The following is a 20810-nucleotide window of genomic DNA, read 5'->3' as shown; positions in this document are numbered from 1 at the left end:
AGACCAGCGACTACCGATGGCATGCCAGCACTCATCAATCGTGCGCGCCGTTAGCGCCGGGGTCATAAAATGGAAAGTGATTACTGATATATAGTGCGGGTGGCGGAGAGAGTGGGATTCGAACCCACGTTACCTGTTAGAGTAAACACGCTTTCCAAGCGTGCGCCTTCAGCCACTCGGCCATCTCTCCATCGGAACTAAGTGGTTAATCCAGCAAGGGGCTTCTGCGCAAGTGTAAATCCGAGGCGGAGTCAAAAAGTGATGTCGCAGTGAATTATGTTGACGGTGGGGGGCGACAGGCTTATAAGTACCACCTACTGAGGTCACTACCGCGGGGTGGAGAAGCCTGGTATCTCGTCGGGCTCATAACCCGAAGATCGCACGTTCAAATCGTGCCCCCGCTACCAAAATACAGAAGTCCCTGGATGTGCAAGCAGCCAGGGACTTCTTGCGTTTGACCTCTCTGGTAATCGCCTCATTGGTGTGCGATCGTATCTAGCCTCAGGATTAGATTCTCCCCTCCTGTTCAGAGGAGTACCAGACGTGACTCACCCCAACTCAAATTTGCTTCGGGTTGCTACGAGTGGTGACTATCCGCCATTCACCATGACGACATCGAGCGGCTATCATGGGTTTGACATCGATCTGACCCAACTGATTGCTGCTAAGTTAGGTAAGGGCGTCGAATTTCGTGGTTTCTCCTGGAGCGAGTTCTCAGCACTCGAGCAGATCTGTGCACAGCCAGAGTTACCCTCAGATCTTGCTTTTGACGTCATCGTTTCCGGTATTACCGTCACATCTGAACGGAGAAAGTTTGGACTGTTTACGAGGCCCTATCTTAGGAATCGCGCTGTGGTGCTCGGGCCTAAATCGGTACCGAGACCAGTAGATCTTACGGAGTCGAAGCTAACCCTTGGCGTCAACCATGGTGGTTATCTAGAGGGACTAGCGCGTCGTAGTTTTCCTACAATGAATATTTTAACAACGCGCGATAATCTAAACCTAGCAACTTTAATCGATAACGGCGCTGATTGCATCATGACGGATAGTCTTGAGGCAGCGACGATACTGCGTCATGGTCAATTAGATCTTTGGGCCGAGCTCGCGCGCCATGATATTGCCATTTACATGCCTAAAGTACTTATACAGCTTTGTGCTGAGATTGATGCCATCCTGCACACGATGTTGCGTGACGGTACTTTGGTGAACATCGCTAAACGGCATGGAATCATTGAAAGTCTTTTGCCACAACTCTAAGTTGATAAACAAAAAATCATTATTACGAGGCCTTCCCGACACTCGGTTAGGCCTTTGAAGTTTAGCGAAGGTTAAAAAAATAAGTACATAGTATTTGATAGTTAGCGGCTTTGTGTCCTCGGCGTCTCAAGTCTAAGGCGCTGGCGACGATACCTGCCATAGCTCGCCCACATGTAGGCGGGAATTAAGGAGGCAGGGATCATGGCTGAGAAGAAGAAAAACGAAACCAAGGCGGTTGAGACCACCGAAGAGACTGTAAGCTCCACTCCAGCAGAGCATATGCGACGCGAGAAGAAAAAGAGTCGTTGGACGCTCGAGACCTGTCAGCGCGTGGCACGACGGTTTACCACCCGTGAGGAGTGGGCTTACGGTGCACCGTCGAGCTTTAAAGCCGCTACTGCCAAGGGCTGGGATATTCAGTGCTGCGCACACATGGCGCCGTCACACAAGGCAGCAGCACCGGCCAAGGCCAAGACTCCGGCCAAAGTGGCGGCGAAGTCCAAGGGCAAGTCCACAGGCAAAGTTGCTCGCTCAGCATGAGCCTTGTAGGCATCTGCCTGTAGACGCTCACTTCAAGCTCAGTTACGCTATATAAATCGTGCTTAGTTTTTTGACTAAGCGCGAGCCGCACCGTAAGTGTGGATGTTGGTCTTTCAGGTCCCCCCGCACCAAAGACGAAAGCTACTTGAGGAAGCTACGCTCTGAGGTCGGATGAGGTTGAAGTCTGCCATCCGCACTTGCTCGGTGCGTTTTGCTATCAGCCACCGACGCCTTTGCTCACGGCTGAAATTTAAACTGCTGCATTCTTCCTATCATTGGGACACCGTAGCGATTCCGTGGGGGCCAGTGAATACTGGTTGCGTCGGCACTACGGCCGATAATCGTCCTGCCGTCATCGAGTCTCAGAGCAAAAGACCCGGTATAGAAGTCAAAACTACCGTCTACAATATTGCGGCGGCGGGACTTTTCGTCCGGATCACGTGCCCAGCCAGTGACCTTTAGTGGGTAGAAGTCATTTGGATCTTCCGAAATATTCGCCGTCGTCATGACCTCAAACTCGCTATCTTTATCTTTGTAGCGACCCGAAACACGATTCATTAGGTGGCTACCTCGTGGCAGTGACGGTACGGTGCCGATCTGTAGCTCGATACTTCCAACGCGACCAAATGACTTGGCATACCAGTAGCCACTCAGAATGCCATCCGTCCATGAGTCTATGATCACGAGAGCCTCCCCATTACTATCCAGGATCAGTGGGGCGCGGCTCTCCCAAGTGCTTGGTTTAAAGTGGTAACTGATAAATTCATTGGAATCACCCTCGCCAAAGTAAAGAGTCCCGACCGCGCTCATTTTTTGCCCGCCGCTGACGGCCTGTGTGGCAGCGGCGTGCAGGTTAGCTGTAGGATTTAAATCTAGGGCTACTAGCTGATAAGTGTTGGTGGTCTCGTGATGAAGGAATCCATAATACTCACCAAATTGCGGCAAGTCGGGATCGTCGCCATTGTCACCTCTCGGCTGCACATGCGCCAATCGCGGATGGCGACTGTATTCACCTGAGCCGATGAGTTGCGCATATTGCGAGATAGGATCATATGTGGCTACACAGCCGTCACAAATCAGTTGATTATTGTTGAGGGAGCAGTGACGGCTGAGGCTGTTGTTCCCAAGAGAAACCAAACCTGCAATCGGATCGACGGATCCTGCGGCAAAACTTTCTTTGAGACAGATGCGATCAGCACCACAGACCTCGGTCTCAGGTTTACCGCTGCGACCGGCCAGGCGTACATCAGAGAACAATCCGTCGCCGACCTTTTTGCGCCATTTGCTCGCCTCTATTTGGATGGTGCTAAATTGCCCCGGACAATTAGCTGAGTAGGATCCCGTGATGGGAGGAATGACAGGTAGGCCGGCAAAAATTAAGTTACTTGCGTCCGGCCCTACCATCTGTTGCTCTGGTATGAGCTCGATGGCGACATCTCTTTTCTTATCGCTCATTTTCATCTGGGCACTAAGCAGCTGCTCAGTCGCAGTAGCGCCAGCAATTTCAATGTCGTCTGGACCACCTGAAAATATCAAGGTTCCTGTGACGGGATCGTGAGAGATATCGTTGAAATATAGGGTGTCGTATTCGTGGCCAGAAAAGCCGCCTAGGCTGAGCCGCATGATGCCTCGGTACTTACTGATGTTGCCACTGCTTTGCACCCGTGCCAGGTCGAGAGTTGCGGGGATTTTAACTTGCGCCTCAGCTGGCTTGGCATAGCCAAGCCAGCGCAAATGATCGCCTAGATTGACGCCGACGGTAGCTTCTACAGCCATAGGTTTGCTGGTTGTCGAGCGGCACCCATGAATCGCGAGGCTTAGGGCGCAAATGGCCAGACCACGAATGAGTGGCATCCGCATAAGTCCTGCTCCAACAATTAAAAGGAAAATAAATCCTGGGGATATTTTAAAGGCTGTCAGCCGTTTAGTCGAGTCGACCCGAGCCGATCTGACTTAACTGGACCTGGGCTCATGAGTTCAGCCACTCAGCTTAGCGCTGGTGGCGGCGACTCAAGCGAATCTTATCGATGAGGGCGCGGGCCTCGAGTATCTGTTGATGCTGCAAGATCCTAGCTTGTGCGACGAGGTCCATCTGCAGGTCAATGTGCTCAAGCTGAAGGCGCTCGAAGTACTTGTTTCTGACTTGCAGCTGTGCGACATAGTTTTCTACGTATTGCGCGCGGCTGTCCTGCATCCAGATACGCTTGAAGTAGTTCGGATCCGTAATGATCATCTTGAGCTTCATCTTGGTGTTATGAGTGAGGCGTGCGTCCTCAATCAGGGCCTGCGGGTAGGTCGGCATGTTCGGGACAGACTTCCATTTGACGTCCCAAGGTAGCACGATGGCGTAAGGCTGGTGTTGCAGGTAATTTTTGTTTGCCGCGAAGTCAGTCGCCGTTAGCGAGTGATAAACCTCAATTTCAGGCTCTGGCTCAATCTTTTCCGGTGGCAGTCGCTCGATCTTGTTCAAGCCTCACCTCCCTAGCGCAGGAGGTGCCTGCTGCTAAGGTCGGGTATCGGCAGTATTTATGTTGAACTTTAGCGATTTTTCCAAAGTCGGTCACAGGTGTTTAACCACCCAGAATTGAGGCCTTATTTGCCAGTGGCCGCGGCTTGCTTCGTAACAATGCCGACCGCCCTGCTCAGAGCATCGTTGATTATGCGCTTTTGCTCGGCTTCATGGGCCTTACCTGAGCCCTCAGCAGGTGTGCCGCTGTTCTTACGGCCGACGTAATTCAGCTTTTGATGGGGCTTAAGCACCTCGAGTAGCCTACCGCGGACAAAGTTCCAGCCGCCCATGTTTTGCGGTTCTTCCTGCGTCCAAATGATTTCTTGTAGGCGTGGATAGCTGGCGAGCAGTGATTCCATTTGGCCGTAGGGGAACGGATACAGTTGTTCCAGTCTGACGATGGGAGCGTTAGCAAATTGACTCTGTTCACTGCGGGCTTTGATAAGGTCGTAGTAGACTTTACCGGAGCAGAAAATGACACGCTCGACAGCGCTGTGATTGACCACTGTGTCATCGAGAATCTCTTTGAAGCATCCTGCTTCGAAATCGGCAAGTGCGGAGACGCAAAGCGGCTCCCTAAGCAAGCTCTTGGGTGTCATCACGATGAGAGGCTTGCGGAATTCACGATGTAGCTGACGTCGCAGCGCGTGGAAATGCTGTGCAGGAGTCGTAGGAATCGCCACCTGCATATTCAAATTGCCGCAAAGCTGCAAGAATCTCTCTGGTCGAGCGCTGGAGTGCTCGGGGCCTTGGCCCTCGTGGCCGTGCGGTAAGAGCATTACCAGACTACTTGTTTGTTTCCACTTCGCCTCGGATGCTGAAAGGAACTGATCGATCACGATTTGGGCGCCATTGGCAAAGTCGCCGAATTGAGCCTCCCAGATCACCAGTGACTCGGGTTCAGCAACGGAATAGCCAAACTCAAACCCTAGACAGCCTTGCTCCGAGAGTGGGCTATTGATGACATGAACTGAGGCTTGTTTAGCACCCAGGTGATTCAGCGATTCGTAACGCTGGTTGGTCTGGAAGTCGGTATAGACTGCATGGCGACTGGTAAAGGTGCCGCGCTGAGCATCTTGACCGGTGAATCGTACATGGCGTCCCTCGAGCGCCAATGACGCAAGAGCGAGTAATTCGCCGAGACCCCAATCGATGGCGCCTTGACCTTCGACCATCTTTTGACGGTTTTCTAGTAGCCTTACTAACTTCGGATTGAGTGTGAATCCGCTCGGGATCTTGGTGATGTCGGCGACGATCGCCTTTAGCAAAGCAGCCTTAACTCCCGTGGCTACCGGCTCGGCTACGTCTTCCCGGCTCGCCTTTTTGTAGGTCAGAGTTTTCTGCAAAGAGGCTGGAATCACAGGGGCCGGTACTTGCGGCGCTTTCTTGCCGTGAACAGCATCATAGGCTGCCTGCATACGGTCACGGAACTCGCTGACTTCTTTTTCTACGTAAGCAGCATCGACGGTCCCCTCTTTGATCAACTTATCAGCGTATTGTTTCAGCACAGTGGGATGTGCAGCGATGGTTTTGTACATCAGCGGCTGCGTGAACGCAGGCTCGTCACCCTCGTTGTGGCCGTGGCGGCGATAACCCACGAGGTCAATGATGATGTCACGCTGGAATTTCTGACGGTATGCCAACGCTATCTTGCCACACCATATGACTGCTTCTGGATCGTCAGCATTGACGTGCAATACGGGTGCGCGCACCATCTTAGCAATGTCAGAACTGTAGGTGGTCGAGCGGCTGTCCTGCGGATCCGTGGTAAAGCCAATTTGGTTATTGATGACGATGTGAACGGTACCACCTGTGGTGTAACCGACGAGACCCGACAAATTCAGAGTCTCAGACACCGTGCCTTGACCCATGAAAGACGCATCACCGTGCATCAAGATAGGCATGATTTTGTGGCGTTCGGCGTCATTGAGGAGATGCTGACGTCCGCGTACAAAACCCTCGACGACGGGATTCACAATTTCCAGATGGCTCGGGTTTGGTGATAAATAAAGCCGCATACGGTCGCCGTACATGGTGGCGACTTCGCTCGCGAACCCCATGTGATATTTCACGTCACCATCGATATCGTAGGCATTGTATTCGGTGCCTTCGAATTCTTTCAGCATGAGCTCGTAGCTTTTACCGAGGAAGTTGACGAGCACGTTGAGGCGGCCGCGATGCGCCATACCCAAACAGAATTCGTCAATGCCGGCCTTCGCTCCGTCCGCTGCGAGCAGGTCCAAAAGGGGAATAAGTGTGTCCGCGCCTTCAAGCGAAAATCGTTTGGTACCGATATAGCGACGCCCGAGAAACTGCTCGAAGCCTTCAGCCCGCGTTAATTTGTGCAGAATACGGCGCTTGACCTCAGCACTGACCGGAGGCTGGTTACGACAACCCTCCATCTGCTCCTGCAACCAGGTGACAATGCCAATATCGTTGATTTCGCGGTAGTCAGCACCAATACGTCGGCAATAGGTATCTGTGAGGAGGGTGTAGATATCTTTAAAAGACATCGCAGTTTGAGGCAAATTGGCAGGCGAAAACACCTGTGCTGTATCGACGTCCTTAAGTCCATGTGCTTCCGGTTGCATGTCTTTGGCGATGTCGGGAGCAGGTGCGAGTGGATTTAAGTGTGCCGAGAGATGTCCAAGCCGTCTGTAAGCGTTGATAAACGCCTCGACACGCGCAGTATAAGGACTTTCTCCACCGCCGCCGCCACTTGCGGCGCCTAATTTGTCACCAAGCACCGCAAACTCGTAGCCTTCAAAAAACTGCCGCCAGCTGGCGTCCACGCTCGCTGGATCCTTCTTGAACGCTGCGTACAGCTGCTCGATGTAAGCGATGTTGGTGCCAGTTGCGAAACTGAAGCGAGGTGAGCCCGAGGCGTCTTGTTGCGTCATGACTAAGGTCCTTTAACCCGGTGACGCCTCAGCTACAGGCGTCAGATATGGATACTTCGTTTATCGACACCAAGTGCGGCTTCTTTAATACACTCCGCTAGAGTTGGATGGGCGTGAGTGGACCGGGCAATATCTTCCGCACTGGCCCCAAACTCCACGGCGACAGCGAGTTCGGCGATCAGCTCGGAGGCGTTGGGCCCCAAGATGTGCGCTCCGACGATACGGTCGGTTTTGGCATCGGCCACAATCTTAACGAATCCATCCGTATTGCCAAGAGCTTTAGCCCTTCCGTTGGCTAAAAATGGAAACTTGCCAACTTTGACCGCTAGGCCCTGCTCTTTAGCAGCTTCTTCACTTAGGCCCACGGCAGCAATCTCTGGCCAAGTGTAAACTACCCAGGGGATGGCCTCATAATTGACATGTCCCGCCTTGCCAGCAATCCACTCGGCGACTGCAATACCCTCATCCTCGGCCTTGTGCGCCAGCATGGGTCCTTTGATCACATCACCGATCGCCCATACGTTGGGCACTGGGGTCCTAAGATGGCCATCTACCGGCACTTTTCCACCGGCTTCTAGGGTAACACCAAGGTTCTCAAGTCCGAGACCCTCGGTGTTGGCGCGTCTACCGACCGCCACCAGCATTTGGTCGCCTTTGATTTCTAGCGTAGAACCATCGGGTTTTTGGCAGGTTGCAGTGACACTGTCCTTACCGGTCTTCGTCCCAGTGAGCTTGGTATCCAAATGGAAGGTCATCCCTTCTTTTTGGAGAATTTTCATCAGACCTTTGCCAAGTTCGCCATCCAGCCCCGCTAGAATTGAGCTAGCTGCCTCGATAACCGTCACTTTGGCTCCGAGGCGCATCCACACACTACCCATCTCAAGCCCGATGACACCACCGCCAATGACAATTAGGTGCTTAGGCACTTGCGGGAGCTTCAAGGCGCCCGTAGAGCTTACGATGAGTTTCCGGTCAAATTTAGCCGGTGAGATCTCAATCGGCTTACTGCCCGTTGCAATGACCACGTGTTTGGTTTTGTAATCTGCAGTGCTACCGTCGGCGGCCGTCACTTTGACGGTGGATGCATTGACGAAGCTGCCGCGGCCTTTCAACCAGGTCACTTTGTTCTTCTTGAACAGTCCAGCGATCCCTTGTGTCAGGCTCTTGACGACATCGTCCTTGCGCCCGAGTAGCGTCGGCAAGTCGAGTGTGACGTTGTCAACTTTGATGCCATGCTTACCGAGCTCGTGCTGCGTGTGGGCAAAATGCTCACTAGACTGAAGCAATGCCTTACTGGGAATACACCCAACGTTGAGACAGGTTCCGCCAAGTGTGGCTTCATACTCAACACACGCTGTTTTCAGTCCTAGCTGCGCTGCTCTTATCGCACAAACATAGCCACCCGGCCCTGAGCCGATTACGATGACATCAAAGTCCTGATCCGCCATGGTTCTTTATACTCCTAAGAGGAGACGGGTCGGGTCCTCGACCATCTCTTTGATTTTGACAAGGAACTGAACCGCTTCTTTACCGTCGACGATGCGGTGATCATACGACAACGCTAGGTACATCATCGGCCTAATCACAACCTGACCGTTGAGGGCGATCGGACGCTCCTCAATCTTATGCATACCTAGGATCGCGCTCTGCGGTGGGTTGAGAATAGGCGTGGAGAGCAACGAGCCAAAAGTTCCGCCATTCGAGATGGTAAAAGTGCCGCCGGACAGGTCGTCGACCGAGATCTTGCCGTCGCGTGCTTTGCCCGCATAGTGGGCGATCGACTGCTCAACTTCAGCCATGCTCAGCTTGTCGGCGTCACGGATCACCGGCACAACTAATCCCCGATCACCCGACACGGCAACGCCGATGTCGTAGTAGTCGTGGTAGACGATTTCGTTACCCTCAATCCAGCCATTGATAGCCGGGAAAGTCTTTAGGGCCTCGATCGCCGCCTTGACGAAGAAGCTCATGAAGCCGAGGCCGATCCCATGTTTGTCCTTAAAGCCGTCCTTATACTGCTTGCGCAGGTCCATGACGGCCTTCATATCGACCTCATTGAAGGTGGTCAAAATTGCCGCCGTGCTCTGCGCTTGGACTAGTCTTTCGGCGACGCGACGGCGCAGCATCGACATGGGTTCGCGGCGCTCACCGCGACCATGAGCGGACGACTTAGCTACGGGTAGGTGAGGTGGGGGGGCCACCGGAGCCTTAGCTAAGGTTGGTGCCACTACTTTAGGAGCACTCGCTCCCGATTCCATGTGCTGTAAAACGTCACCTTTGGTCACGCGCCCACCCTTGCCCGTACCGGGGATGGTGTTGGCATCTAGGCGATTTTCCTCTACTAAGCGTCGAGCTGCCGGCATCAACGGGGGCTCTCCACCACTTGCAGCAGTTTGGCTTGGAGGTGGTGTCGATGCTGGCGCACTTTTCACAGCGCTAGCCGCCTTGGTAGGGCTAGCACTAGCATCAATACGTGCCACCACCTGGCCGATAGCTACGGTGTCGCCCTCTTTGTTGAGAATCTCGATCACGCCGTCCGTCTCAGCCGTGACCTCGACGGTTGCTTTATCAGTTTCAAGCTCCATCAGCACGTCATCGCGTTTGACTGCCTCTCCCGAAGCCTTGTGCCACTTATGGATCATCGCCTCTTGAACCGATTCGCCTACTGCTGGCACTTTAACATCGACTGCCATGATTTCTGCTCCGGGAAAAAGTCCAGGCCTTTATTGCCCTGCTGCCTTAGCTACTTAGAGGAGTGTACCGGAGTACATGCGCGTTGCAAAGGCTGCTGTGTTAGCTATAGTCAAACGTCATGAACTCGGCTCGATCTAGTGAGAAGGGTGCCGCTCATGGCTGTTGGTATGCCGCAGAATTTTGCTGAGATCAAGACGCTGCCTGAGACTATTGCACGTCTTTTCGATATCGACTTGTCGAGTCGCTTGCCTTGGTTTGAAACCGAGGTGATGGGCAACGCTCTTGGTGCCTACCTTGTGGCTGCGGTCACTTTCGTCGTCTATGCTCTGATTCTCTATGTAACCTGGAAGCATTTTATCAAACGCTGGGACACCCTGGCCGAAGATCATCCGCGTAGCCTTTGGGCTCACGGTATGCCGCTTGTGCATCGGATTAAGCCGCATTTACTACCATTACTGGCCTTTTATCTAGCAGCTCAGCCACTTGAGCTCAGCCCAAAACTGGACCACTGGATACTCCTGATCACCGTGGGAGCGATGACGCTGCAGGGTATCCAGCTGACTAGTGAGCTCGGCAGGATTTTGATTGAATTCTACCGTGGGGGATTTCGCTCCGATGACCCCGTTGTACGTAATACTAACAACAATCTTGCCACATTAGTGCGCATCGGTGTGTGGATTGCTGGGGTTCTGTTCTTCCTCGATAACGCGGGCTTTAACGTCTCCACTTTTGTCACTGGACTTGGCATCAGCGGTGTCGCTCTGGCGTTGGCTGCCCAAGCCATTCTTGGAGATACCTTTAGCTCCTTTGCCATTTCGCTTGATAAGCCCTTTGAGACCGGTGATTTCATTACGGTCGATAATTTACGCGGTACGGTGGAGCATATCGGGCTAAAGACAACGAGAGTGCGGAGCGTCGGTGGAGAGTTACTTGTTTTTGCCAACTCGGACCTAACGAAATCCCGAATCCGTAACTTTAAAAAGATGCAGCAGCGTTACGTCGAGCTGAAACTGGCGGTACACCCACACACGCCGCTGAGTTTGCTGCGCGAAATCCCTGCACTGATCGCTAATGTCATCACGGCGCAGCCGAAGGTTAGCCTCGATAGCTGTCGTCTAGCTCACATCAGTAATGCTGGCCTGATATTTGATGTGTCATACTTTATTCACAGTCCGGCATTTAACGATTATGCAGATGCAAGGCAGGCGATCAATTTTGCTATATTAGAGTCATTCGCGGCGAAAGGTGTGACCTTGCGCATGGATTCGAATATGCCGATTTCCCTGGTCCCAGGCTGAGTGTTTAGAGGGGGTGTGGTCAGTGATGAGCCGATTTTTTGCATTAGTTTTCGGTGTGACCTCGTTGACAAGCTGCGCTAGTTTGCCCAAGGGGGCCAACCAAGAATTAGAGGTCAGAGATAAGATCAGTGACAATATTGCACCGGTGCCTTTTGTAGCCGGAGGCAGTGTCGTCCCATTTACCTACAAGGGGCAACTGGCCCGTGGCGAGTGGATATCGTGTAAAACCGAGGGTGCCAAGGCCACAGCACTTTTGATGCACTCCGACCGTGCCGGGTTTGCGAAAGAAAAGCTCTGTTCGGGATGGATTGCGCAAACTTTTTTAGCATCTGGATACGACGTCGTGACGGTCAACAGACCTGGCTATGGAGGATCCGACGGTGAGCCCGACTTTATCGGTGCTGAGTCGCTACTTAGCCTCAGTGTCGTGCTCCCAGCGGCGTTAACCGCAGCAGGCATCCCTAACCCTATTAGCGTGGTTTGGGGTTACGATACAGGTGCCACGGCTGCGGCGCTCGCGGCTAAGAGGCTGGGCGGTATTAAAACGGCAATCTTAGGCGGCGGCGTGTACGACTACGACGAAACGCTACGCACCACTAGTGACGAGTACTTGCGCACTGACTTAACGGCAATCAAGCGGGCCGGTGGCGATAAGGCCTTTGAAGACAGGTCGGTGGCCTACGACCTAAACGGTTTACCTGGCAACATTGTCATCTACCACGGGATGAACGATAAAGCGGTTCCGCTAGCCCAGGCTAAAGCTTTTCACGACTCGCTTGTCAGCAACGGTCACTTCCGCGTGACCTACCAGGTCGTTGTGGGGCAAGGACACGACCTGCCGTGGCCTTATCATCGTCATCTGATCGAGGCGATGCTAAAGCAGCCAGTTCAGTAGCTAGGGGCGGTGGCGGCGGTTTTAATCCGCCGCTCGGCTGAATTAATCCTCGTACGGGTTTTCATAGAAGACGTAGTTGGTGGAGTGATCACTCACTTCAAAATAAATGCGCTTCTCGTCTTCGTCCTGCTTGTAGTTGAAATTCTTATCAAATACACCGTACCCAAAGCGATATGGTCGTGACGTTGTCGGGTCATTCGTCGCCGTCGCAGTTGTGAGCTTGTCAATTTTGACAAAACGGTAGAGCACCTTGCCCTCACTGATCACGTCTAGGACGCCATTAGTACCGGTCCAGTTCTGAAAACTCTGGGAAATCCGATTTTGCGTCTCTTTAGTACATGCCAGAGGCAAGACTGCCAGAAATGCAACCAAGGTCAGAGAATGTCGTGTCATACGGCCATGCCTCGTTATGGAAGATTATAGTGTGCGCAATATTTTATAAACCAAGAGCCCACTTCATGCCAGCGCTGCCCGGTACAGTATCAGCGCTGTTAGACCCCAAATCGTGCCTCTAGGTGTTTCGAACATCCAAGAACTACGCCAGTGACCAAACAGGTTGAAGTCGAAAGATTTTGCAGCTTTGCGAGAAACTAGGGGCCAGGGTACCGTAAACACCTCAGCTACCTCGGCCGCCGCAGGCACCAAATGGTTAGGCTGGACGTTCGCCGAGCCAACCACCGGATAAATAGCGGCGCCGTCCAACCCAGTAATAGGCGGTAACATGCCGTGCACCTTTACCAAGTCGGGTGCAAGGCCCAGTTCTTCGTGAGCCTCTCTGAGCGCCGTCGCAGATGGACTCACATCTATCGGATCACAGCGGCCACCGGCGAAGCTAATTTGACCTTTGTGCGACCTCACTGTGGTGCTGCGCCGCGTGAGTACCAACGACGCTTGATCGCGTGGATTTTGTCCGGCAACAAAGAGTGCCAATACAGCACTGGGTCCCCTAGGCGCAGGACTTAACGCTAATCCTGACCAGGGAAGCTCGGCCGACTCTAAATTCCAAATGGTACTTGGGAGAGATTCCGGGGCAAGCCCCGGACCACTGCCCGAGTTACCTTTAGAGGGCTCTAACATTGACTTCCGGAGTTGAGTGGACAGGGACCTCGATACGGGAGTCAGTGTTTACGTCGGGGGTCACGCCATCCGTTTTTTTGTTGGTTCCCTTGCCGCCATTACTCGTGAGCGGGCGCAGCTGTTTACCGTTTCCCGAGACCGGAGCCTCGCGTTTGATCATGGCCGAGTGTCCGTTGAACTGTGCTCCTTCTCGAACCACTAGCACTGGGGTACTGATATCACCGGTAAAAAAGCTAGTCGATGCCAGCTCGACGCGACCCGTGGCTTGCAGTTTGCCCTCGACGCGACCCTGAATGATCACCTCTTCAGCCTTTATTTCAGCCGTTATGATTGCCTCTTCTTCAATAATAAGAAGCCCTTCCGATACCACTTGGCCCTCAATGCGCCCTCCTACCCTAGAAGCGCCGCGGCAGTAAAGTTTACCTGAGAAGTGACATCCGCTTGTCAGAATGGTCACGGCGCCAGTGTCGCGGCCGGTGACAGGCTTTTTGTTGGCCTTGGCAATTGCGGATTTGTCGACCTTGAACAAGGGAGCCTCCTTTGACAAGCTGCGAAAACTCGGGAACGATTGGTCTTGAGATAGATGGTAATACGAAGGTGACTTTAAGCCAATCTATGGATCGGGGTATCAGGAGATAGGATTGCATCCGGATTGGATAGGTTGACATAGCCTAAACTGGGGGTACACATATCTTACCACAAGAAACGGTATTAGGAGTATCTCTCACCACCCGTGACTTCAAGTGGCTACATCAGGAGGCCTGGGAGCCATCGGCAGTTGTTGCCTACGAGGCGCTCAGTCAGTCTGCGGCACTGGGACTATTCGCTCCACCTGCTTTTACACGACGACGAAAAACCGTGAGTCAACTGACTCATGTCGGCCGGTGGGTACTGTGCGGATCTGAAGAACAAGTCCTGGCAGCGGCTGAAGCACAGATGATCGCGACTAATTTTCGGACTGTATGGCTTTTTGTCGGAGCCCACCAGGCTGGATGGTCTAGCCCGGCGGGACAGACGCAACTTAGTCTACTCATTTCGGGTCTATTGCTTTCGACGCGGGCCGATCGCCTATTCCTTGCCAGCTGGGATCAAGAAAGCGGCAAGGAATTAGTAGGTTATTCTCAACCGTCGGAGGCTAAGCTTATTTGGACGCCTCTGCAAAGTTTATGTCGGCTTATGGGCCCGCAAGATGCTGCTAAGGTCCAAACCGTTGTGATCGACCCTGGTGTATGGTGGGTGAGCCAACATGGTGCATCCGATCGCCAACAACTTGGTTACCTAGAGCGCCGTACAGCTGCTGGCGAGGCTCGGCCCGGTAACAAAAAAAACACCCCACGGCGGCGGTCTCTTTTTCGTCCGTGGGGGCGTTAATTGCGGTAACGTCGCATCTTGTTCCGATTAGATGTCGGACTGCTGGGTAAATTCCTCGTCGTCGTCTTGATCATCGGTCTCATCGGTCTCGGGGCCGTTGTGCGCCGGCGCCTGAGCTTTGACCGCCTTGGGTTTGCGAGGCTTCGCCTCGTCAGAGCCCTCAGGGAACCACTTCAGCAATATGTCTGAGATCTCGCGAGCCTGCTTTGCGCTCGAGATGTTGAATTTACTCTGTTGCTTATAGATGCCACCGCGTTTTTGGTAACGACGGATCGACACCTTGGGCGCCTCGTATTCGTTGGTCTTTTTATTCAGTTCCTGAAACAGGAACATAATAGTGGTCCAGTTGCCTCGCGTGAGGACCACTTTGTCTATCTCTTTCAGTACGTTGCGATCGTCTTGGTAAAACGAAATCGTCAGGTCATCGATGTTCTCAGACATGAGAAGTACCCCAAAATTTAAAAAACCGCTCCCCGAAGGGAGCGGTTTTTGATTCGCTATTAGCGTTTGCTGTACTGGAAGCGTTTCCGAGCGCCAGGTTGACCAGGCAACTTACGCTCTTTCTTGCGTGAGTCACGAGTGATCAGGCCGGCTTTCTTCAGAATCTTGCGAGCCTCGCCATCATTATTAGCAAGGGCTCTGGAGATAGCATGACGAATCGCACCTGCTTGGCCCGAAAGTCCGCCGCCCATGACGTTGACGCGGATATCGAACTGGCCAACACTGCCCGTCAACTCTAGTGGCTGAAGAATCACCATCTTAGAGGTTGCGCGGAGGTAGTATTCATCGAGAGAGCGCTTATTGATGGTGATCTCGCCTTTGCCGGGCTTCATCCAAACCCGGGCAATCGCCGACTTACGCTTTCCGACTGTGTGGATATATTTGGCTGCCATGCTATCGTGTCCCTTTACCGTTCAGGAGGAAAATCTACAGTTATTTCTGTACGCTGGACGCGCGGTCCAAGTTAACCTTGACCGGCTTCTGTGCGTCTTGGCCATGCTGATCGTCTGCGTAGACGCGCAGGTTAGTCGTCAGAGCCCTACCCAGCTTAGTCTTTGGAAGCATGCCCTTGACAGCAATCGCTACGAGGCGTTCCGGAGCCTTAGCTAGGATCTCCTGAGCGGAGGCTTCTTTGATACCGCCCATGAAGCCGGTATGGTGATGGTACACCTTGTCCGTCCACTTTTTGCCGGTCAGTTTAACCTTGGCGCAATTAACGACGATGACATTGTCACCGGTGTCGAGATGAGGTGCGTAGGTTGGCTTGTGTTTGCCGCGGAGCACGTAAGCTACCTGCGATGCTAACCGACCTAGAGTCTGGTTTGTCGCGTCGACAATTACCCACTTTTTCTGAATATCTACTGGTCTAATGCTATGTGTCTTCATGTCTCTGCCACTCCCAGAATCATAGACGGCGGACTATATATGAATAAAATTGAAACGGTCAATAGCGTATCTGCCTCAAGTCGCGACTTGTCGGGCGCGAAAGGCTTGACTCTTAATCAGAATCATCGCTTACTAAATGTTAAGACTTAAATTTTTTGTCAAGGCCCAGCCTTGCCGCCCACGGCTTAAGACAGCCCACCCACTCTGAAGGGAACGACGCGCTTGGACCGAAGTCTGCGCATGATTATCGCTGGTTGGCTTCTTTTGAGTCCTCCGGCCTGGTCCAAGACTGAAGCTGTCCGCCCGGTACCAGAGTATGCCCCGACCCCGGCACTGATGCTGTCAGCCGACTTATTTGCGGCCTCATACCATGCCCCAGAACTCATGCAGGCCATCGTTAAGGCTGGAGCGGCCGTCGTCCTGGCAACAACCGCCCCCCAGAGTCGGCGCCAGTTAGCAGGCGCCTTGTTGGCGCAGGGTGTCGACCGGGCCACTGTAGCGCGTTCCTACAGTACGTACCTGCCACACGGGAACATCTGGTTGCGCGACTACGGGCCCATCATCCTGGCGGCGGCGGGCTCTAAGACCGAGTTCGAACTTGCCAGTTTTCGCTACGATGACCCATCAGCTCAGGTGAACAATCAGTTTGCCCAATCCCTAGCAGGTGCGGCGCATTTCAACCTCTTGGCAACACCTTTGGTTTTGGACGGCGGGAATTTACTAGTTGGGGGGGAATACTGTTTTACTTCGACTCAGGAACGGCAGATAACAAATCGGGATGATATCCAAGCGCAATTGACCAGACTTGGCTGCCGGAAGACCGTAGTGATCAGTGACGCCCCCCACGCCCATCTCGATATGTGGATGAAGATCGTTAGCGATCAAGTCGCATTAGTTAACCAGATTGATGATGCGACGATGACGGCGGCCAAACAATTTTATGGTTACATTCCTGATGAGGTAGTGCGACTAAAGCGGCTGCTTGATGCAAAAGCAGACGAATTGAGTCGTTACTTGCAGATTGTCCGTGTGCCCATGCCGCTTCCCTATCGCGGTGTATTTCGGACCTATACAAATGCCGTATTGGTGAATGGACACGCCATCGTCCCAAGCTATCGACGCTTCGGTTGGAACTACGATGACTATCCGGATGCCAGATTACTCTCTGGGTTCGAAAATAAAGTTAAAAAAATTTACGAAAAAGTTGGCTATCGCGTGAGCACTATTGCTGCTGATGGTCTGATTTTCAACGGCGGTGCGTTTCATTGTGTGACGTTACCGTTTCCCTTAACTAGCGGAATTTCGTCACCGCAATCAAATGATCGGAAAGGAAACTGACTGTGGCAGAGCATTGTAACCTCTACGACCGTGCCATGTACTACGATGTGATCTTTAAGCGTGATGTCAGCTCTGAAGTTAAGTTTGTCAACGACGTGTACACTAAATACCACGGGGGGGCTATCAGCTCCGTACTCGATGTTGCTTGTGGTCCTGGTTACCATGCGCGCGGCTTTGCTCGTGATGGTGTCAAGTCTTGGGGCCTAGATCTGCGCGCAGAAATGCTCCGTTATGCCAATGACGAGGCAAAAAAAGAAGGCGCCGCGGTCAGCTGGATTGAGGCCGACATGAGAACTTTCAAGTTGTCTGCACCCGTAGACGTGGCTTTCTGTATGTTCGACGGTCTGGATTGTTTACTCACTAACGATAATTTGGTGAAACACTTCCAGGCTGTTGCCGCCAATTTAACGCCCAAGGGTCTGTACATAGTTGATTTGTCCCACCCGGCAGAAGTGTCGTTTAGCCATTACAAAAAATTCCACTATCACGGTCAGCGTGATGGCATTTCCGTTGATATCCACTGGGCGACCAATGATCCCAAATATGACTTAGCGACGGGCATTGCGCACGTGGCACTCGAACTTCATGTCGATGATAACGGCAAGAAAATTGTCGTCCGTGATGAAGCGGATGAGAGGCTTCTATTTCCGCAGGAGTTAAGTCTCCTTGCCGCTCAGTCCAAGTCCCTAGAGGTCGTAGGCTGGTATGGTGATTTCGCCATTAATCAACCTCTCGATCACTCGCCTAAATCACGGCGCATGATTGGCGTCTTCCAGAAAGTCGGGTGAACACCATGCGGGCGACGAAAGGCAAGACCGCTGTAGCTGCACTAAACACGGAAAAGGTGCATTATGTATCACCGAAGCTTGTCCGTAAGGTGCGCCCACAAAAAGGCGGATACGGTGTCTTTGCTGCTCGTCAGATCAATGCAGGCGAGTTGATGGTGGTTTGGGGAGGGGGAGTTGTCTCGAGAAAAGAACTGGCTGCAATGAACCCCCTGACGCGCCGTCACGCCATTCAAGTTGAAGAAAGTCTTTATTTAGTGTCGCAGGATGGGCCTGAGGTTGGTGATTTCGTCAATCACTCGTGCGCGCCTAATGCGGGTCTTTCCGGACAAATGTCGCTGGTTGCTTTGCGGTGTATTCGCGTCGGCGAAGAAATTTGCTACGACTACGCCATGTCTGATGGTAGCGATTACGACGAATTTTCATGCTCGTGTGGGGCGGAGACTTGCCGTGCCAAAGTTACTGGGCGTGATTGGGAATTACCGGAGTTGCAAGAACGCTATGCCGGGTATTTTTCCCCTTATCTGCAGAGGCGATTGCTTGCACAGAGATTAGTCGAGACGGCTGTTACTGATAAAGTCGATTTGACCGTGGTACCAGACCTTGCAAGTGATCCAGCCTGAATACGAGCCCTTCGTGGTCAACCTGTTGGTCGGTTGATCTTTCAGTCTGGAGATGGTCATGTCTGGCTTTTATACACTCAATCCCTATAGCGCCGAAACTATAAATCATTACGACTACATGACATCTAGTGCTCTGGAGCATCATGTGGCAGTGGCGCAAGCAACCTTCGATAGATGGTCTAAGGAACCACTCGCTAGACGAGTTGAGTTCCTAAAGCGGCTCGCGCAGCTTCTACGAGTCCACAAAACGAGGTTAGCGACTCTCGCCACGACGGAGATGGGTAAACCCATCGCGCAGGCTGAGGGAGAGGTTGAGAAGTGTGCGAAGACTTGTGACTTTTACGCAGCAAACGCTGAGGTCATGCTTGAAGATGAGCTCGTTCGTACCGAACACGCGCGTAGTTTAGTGTGCCATCGCCCCTTGGGAGTAGTGCTTGCCATCATGCCCTGGAACTTTCCCTACTGGCAGGTCATCCGATGTGCTGTACCAGCGACCCTAGCTGGGAACACGGTAATCCTAAAGCACGCCGACAATACCACGGGGTGTGCCCTCGCTCTGGCGGAGCTTTGGCGTGAGGCAGCCGGCCAAGAGGGTCTGCTCTCAGTCTTGGTTGCTGATCACTCGGTCTTGGTGGAGGTCATAGCCGATTCCAGAGTCCGCGCCGTGAGCTTGACCGGTAGTGAACGTGCAGGTTCGGCAGTGGCTGAGCTCGCCGGCAGGCACCTAAAAAAAGTGGTGCTTGAGCTCGGTGGTAGCGATCCCTACTTGGTTTTGAAAGATGCCGACGTAGGCCTGGCCGCGCGTGTCGGCGTTGAGGCGCGGTTTGTCAACAGCGGCCAAAGCTGTGTCGCGGCTAAGAGGTTCATTGTAACATCCGAGGTTTATGAGGAGTTCGTTAGCTTATTCGTGCGCGCAACGAAAGCGCGTAAGGTCGGTGACCCCCGAGATCCCAGTGTCCAAATTGGGCCCATGGCTCGTGATGATTTGCGGCTTAATCTTACCAAACAAGTAGATGAGAGCGTGGCACAAGGGGCCAAGGTAGAACTCGGTGGAAGATCCGAAGGGGGCTCCGGTTTTTTCTATCTACCAACGGTAATGACGGGAATTAAGCCGGTCATGCCTGTTTTTAACGACGAGGTTTTTGGCCCAGTTGCGCCGATCATTAAAGCCGAGGACGAGGCGCAGGCCCTGGCACTAGCCAATCAAACGCGCTACGGACTTGGGGCGGCGATTTTCAGTCGCGATGTAGAGCGAGCTCAGAGCCTAGCGCGCTACGAATTGGATGCCGGATTTGTTGCAATAAATGGCATGGTGGTGTCGGATCCGCGGCTGCCATTTGGCGGTGTGCGCGCATCGGGATTTGGGCGTGAGCTGGCGCGACACGGTCTTTTTGAGTTCCTAAACGTCAAGACCATGGTTGTTTCCTGAATCATGGAACCGTTTAAGCCAAACGTTGCGATTTTCCTAGGATATTGAAAATAAAGGGAAAATAATTTCAAATCGGGCAGGCCACCTACGTGAGCTTGGGCGGTGATGGAGACGGCTACTGAATTAAGTTACAATTTATAAGATAATCATATATCCGGTATGAAGGCGGTCATCGTGGCCACCACCGGGTACCCACAGCGGCATGCTGACGGGTCAGGACGTAAGGGGAGTGCATGGTCGCTAGCCATGCCGATGAGAGGAGCGAGTCAGGATGTCTAAGAAGCTTTTTGTGGGTGGGTTGAGCTGGGGTACGGACGATGAAGGTCTGCGCCAAGCGTTCGCGAAGTTTGGTCAGATCAGCGAAGCAAAGGTCATCACTGACCGTGAAACTGGTCGCTCCCGCGGATTTGGATTTATCACTTTTGCCTCCGATAGCGACGCCCAGTCGGCTATGAGTGAGATGGACGGCAAAGAACTTGATGGCCGTACCATCAAGGTCAACGAGGCGCAAGAGCGTCCGCCACGTAGCGGTGGCGGCGGCGGCGGCGGCGGTGGTTACGGCGGCGGCGGCCGTGGCGGTGACCGCGGCGGATTCGGCGGCGGTGGTCGCGGTGGCGATCGCGGCGGCAATCGCTGGTAATCCAGACACTAAGATAGCGATGAAGGCGCACTCGTGATGGGTGCGCCTTTTTTAATTCCGGCATTTTA

At 53.1% G+C, this 20810-nt stretch carries 20 protein-coding genes, 2 tRNA genes and 1 pseudogene; 11 read left to right on the top strand and 12 right to left on the bottom strand.

The genetic code is table 11. The features are described from left to right. Positions 1-100: 100 nt before the first annotated feature. A tRNA-Ser gene (locus FJ146_02315) sits at positions 101-190 on the bottom strand. A gap of 140 nt (positions 191-330) precedes the next feature. On the opposite strand from FJ146_02315, the gene FJ146_02310 reads away from it, so the two are divergent. The 3 genes from FJ146_02310 (at position 331) to FJ146_02300 (ending at position 1797) form a co-directional block, all read left to right on the top strand. Continuing rightward, a tRNA-Met gene (locus FJ146_02310) sits at positions 331-407 on the top strand. A gap of 136 nt (positions 408-543) precedes the next feature. Next, a complete protein-coding gene (locus tag FJ146_02305; protein ID MBM4250782.1) occupies positions 544-1257 on the top strand; it encodes an amino acid ABC transporter substrate-binding protein in 714 nt (237 codons plus the stop codon). Between the two features lie 201 nt (positions 1258-1458). Continuing rightward, the gene (locus tag FJ146_02300; protein MBM4250781.1) at positions 1459-1797 is read left to right on the top strand and encodes a hypothetical protein; all 339 of its coding nucleotides are present in this window, start codon (positions 1459-1461) and stop codon (positions 1795-1797) included. Positions 1798-2034: 237 nt separating this feature from the next. Here FJ146_02300 and FJ146_02295 read toward each other — a convergent pair whose 3' ends face one another. The 5 genes from FJ146_02295 to odhB form a co-directional block, all read right to left on the bottom strand. Next, entirely contained in the window at positions 2035-3657 is a 1623-nt protein-coding gene (locus FJ146_02295) for a hypothetical protein (protein MBM4250780.1), read from the bottom strand. Between the two features lie 130 nt (positions 3658-3787). Continuing rightward, complete coding sequence (locus FJ146_02290; GenBank protein MBM4250779.1) at positions 3788-4267, bottom strand: hypothetical protein; 480 nt, start codon at positions 4265-4267, stop codon at positions 3788-3790. A gap of 122 nt (positions 4268-4389) precedes the next feature. Further along, entirely contained in the window at positions 4390-7206 is a 2817-nt protein-coding gene (locus FJ146_02285) for a 2-oxoglutarate dehydrogenase E1 component (protein MBM4250778.1), read from the bottom strand. Between the two features lie 41 nt (positions 7207-7247). Continuing rightward, positions 7248-8654, bottom strand: coding sequence for a dihydrolipoyl dehydrogenase (gene lpdA, locus FJ146_02280; protein MBM4250777.1), 1407 nt, complete (start codon positions 8652-8654; stop codon positions 7248-7250). 6 nt (positions 8655-8660) lie between these two features. After that, positions 8661-9899 carry a 2-oxoglutarate dehydrogenase complex dihydrolipoyllysine-residue succinyltransferase gene (gene odhB, locus FJ146_02275; protein MBM4250776.1) on the bottom strand — a complete coding sequence of 413 codons (1239 nt, stop codon included), beginning with the start codon at positions 9897-9899 and terminating at the stop codon, positions 8661-8663. Between the two features lie 156 nt (positions 9900-10055). On the opposite strand from odhB, the gene FJ146_02270 reads away from it, so the two are divergent. Next, complete coding sequence (locus FJ146_02270; protein MBM4250775.1) at positions 10056-11198, top strand: mechanosensitive ion channel; 1143 nt, start codon at positions 10056-10058, stop codon at positions 11196-11198. A gap of 25 nt (positions 11199-11223) precedes the next feature. Continuing rightward, the gene (locus tag FJ146_02265) at positions 11224-12093 is read left to right on the top strand and encodes an alpha/beta fold hydrolase (protein ID MBM4250774.1); all 870 of its coding nucleotides are present in this window, start codon (positions 11224-11226) and stop codon (positions 12091-12093) included. Positions 12094-12135: 42 nt separating this feature from the next. On the opposite strand, the gene FJ146_02260 is transcribed toward FJ146_02265, so the two are convergent. From FJ146_02260 to FJ146_02250, 3 genes are all read right to left on the bottom strand, one after another. Next, positions 12136-12486 carry a hypothetical protein gene (locus FJ146_02260; GenBank protein ID MBM4250773.1) on the bottom strand — a complete coding sequence of 117 codons (351 nt, stop codon included), beginning with the start codon at positions 12484-12486 and terminating at the stop codon, positions 12136-12138. 63 nt (positions 12487-12549) lie between these two features. Next, positions 12550-13170 (bottom strand): CoA pyrophosphatase, encoded by a 621-nt coding sequence (locus FJ146_02255; GenBank protein MBM4250772.1) that lies wholly within the window; start codon positions 13168-13170, stop codon positions 12550-12552. After that, positions 13154-13783: a polymer-forming cytoskeletal protein gene (locus tag FJ146_02250; protein ID MBM4250771.1), complete on the bottom strand. Its 630-nt coding sequence runs from the start codon at positions 13781-13783 to the stop codon at positions 13154-13156. The genes FJ146_02255 and FJ146_02250 overlap by 17 nt, the downstream gene beginning before the upstream one ends. 245 nt (positions 13784-14028) lie before the next feature. Between FJ146_02250 and FJ146_02245 the strand changes: the two genes are divergently transcribed. After that, the gene (locus FJ146_02245; protein MBM4250770.1) at positions 14029-14541 is read left to right on the top strand and encodes a hypothetical protein; all 513 of its coding nucleotides are present in this window, start codon (positions 14029-14031) and stop codon (positions 14539-14541) included. Positions 14542-14718: 177 nt separating this feature from the next. Here FJ146_02245 and FJ146_02240 read toward each other — a convergent pair. The 3 genes and pseudogenes from FJ146_02240 to rplM form a co-directional block, all read right to left on the bottom strand. Further along, positions 14719-14982, bottom strand: a pseudogene (locus FJ146_02240) (hypothetical protein). Between the two features lie 59 nt (positions 14983-15041). After that, positions 15042-15434 (bottom strand): 30S ribosomal protein S9, encoded by a 393-nt coding sequence (rpsI, locus tag FJ146_02235; GenBank protein MBM4250769.1) that lies wholly within the window; start codon positions 15432-15434, stop codon positions 15042-15044. 40 nt (positions 15435-15474) lie between these two features. Beyond that, positions 15475-15927, bottom strand: a complete 453-nt coding sequence (rplM, locus tag FJ146_02230) for a 50S ribosomal protein L13 (protein MBM4250768.1) — start codon at positions 15925-15927, stop codon at positions 15475-15477. Positions 15928-16149: 222 nt separating this feature from the next. Between rplM and FJ146_02225 the strand changes: the two genes are divergently transcribed. The 5 genes from FJ146_02225 to FJ146_02205 all read left to right on the top strand — a co-directional run bounded on the left by FJ146_02225 (position 16150) and on the right by FJ146_02205 (position 20742). After that, positions 16150-17265: an agmatine deiminase family protein gene (locus FJ146_02225; protein MBM4250767.1), complete on the top strand. Its 1116-nt coding sequence runs from the start codon at positions 16150-16152 to the stop codon at positions 17263-17265. A gap of 2 nt (positions 17266-17267) precedes the next feature. Continuing rightward, a complete protein-coding gene (locus tag FJ146_02220) occupies positions 17268-18053 on the top strand; it encodes a class I SAM-dependent methyltransferase (GenBank protein MBM4250766.1) in 786 nt (261 codons plus the stop codon). Between the two features lie 5 nt (positions 18054-18058). Beyond that, the gene (locus FJ146_02215; protein ID MBM4250765.1) at positions 18059-18673 is read left to right on the top strand and encodes an SET domain-containing protein; all 615 of its coding nucleotides are present in this window, start codon (positions 18059-18061) and stop codon (positions 18671-18673) included. Positions 18674-18731: 58 nt separating this feature from the next. Further along, positions 18732-20102, top strand: a complete 1371-nt coding sequence (locus tag FJ146_02210; GenBank protein ID MBM4250764.1) for an NAD-dependent succinate-semialdehyde dehydrogenase — start codon at positions 18732-18734, stop codon at positions 20100-20102. A gap of 271 nt (positions 20103-20373) precedes the next feature. Further along, a complete protein-coding gene (locus tag FJ146_02205) occupies positions 20374-20742 on the top strand; it encodes an RNA-binding protein (protein MBM4250763.1) in 369 nt (122 codons plus the stop codon). Positions 20743-20810 lie beyond the last annotated feature (68 nt).

This window comes from Deltaproteobacteria bacterium (genome assembly GCA_016874735.1).
Lineage (GTDB): Bacteria > Bdellovibrionota_B > Oligoflexia > Oligoflexales > CAIYRB01 > CAIYRB01.
Note: the sequence above shows the minus strand (reverse complement) of the source record. Positions and strands in the feature narration are given on the sequence as shown.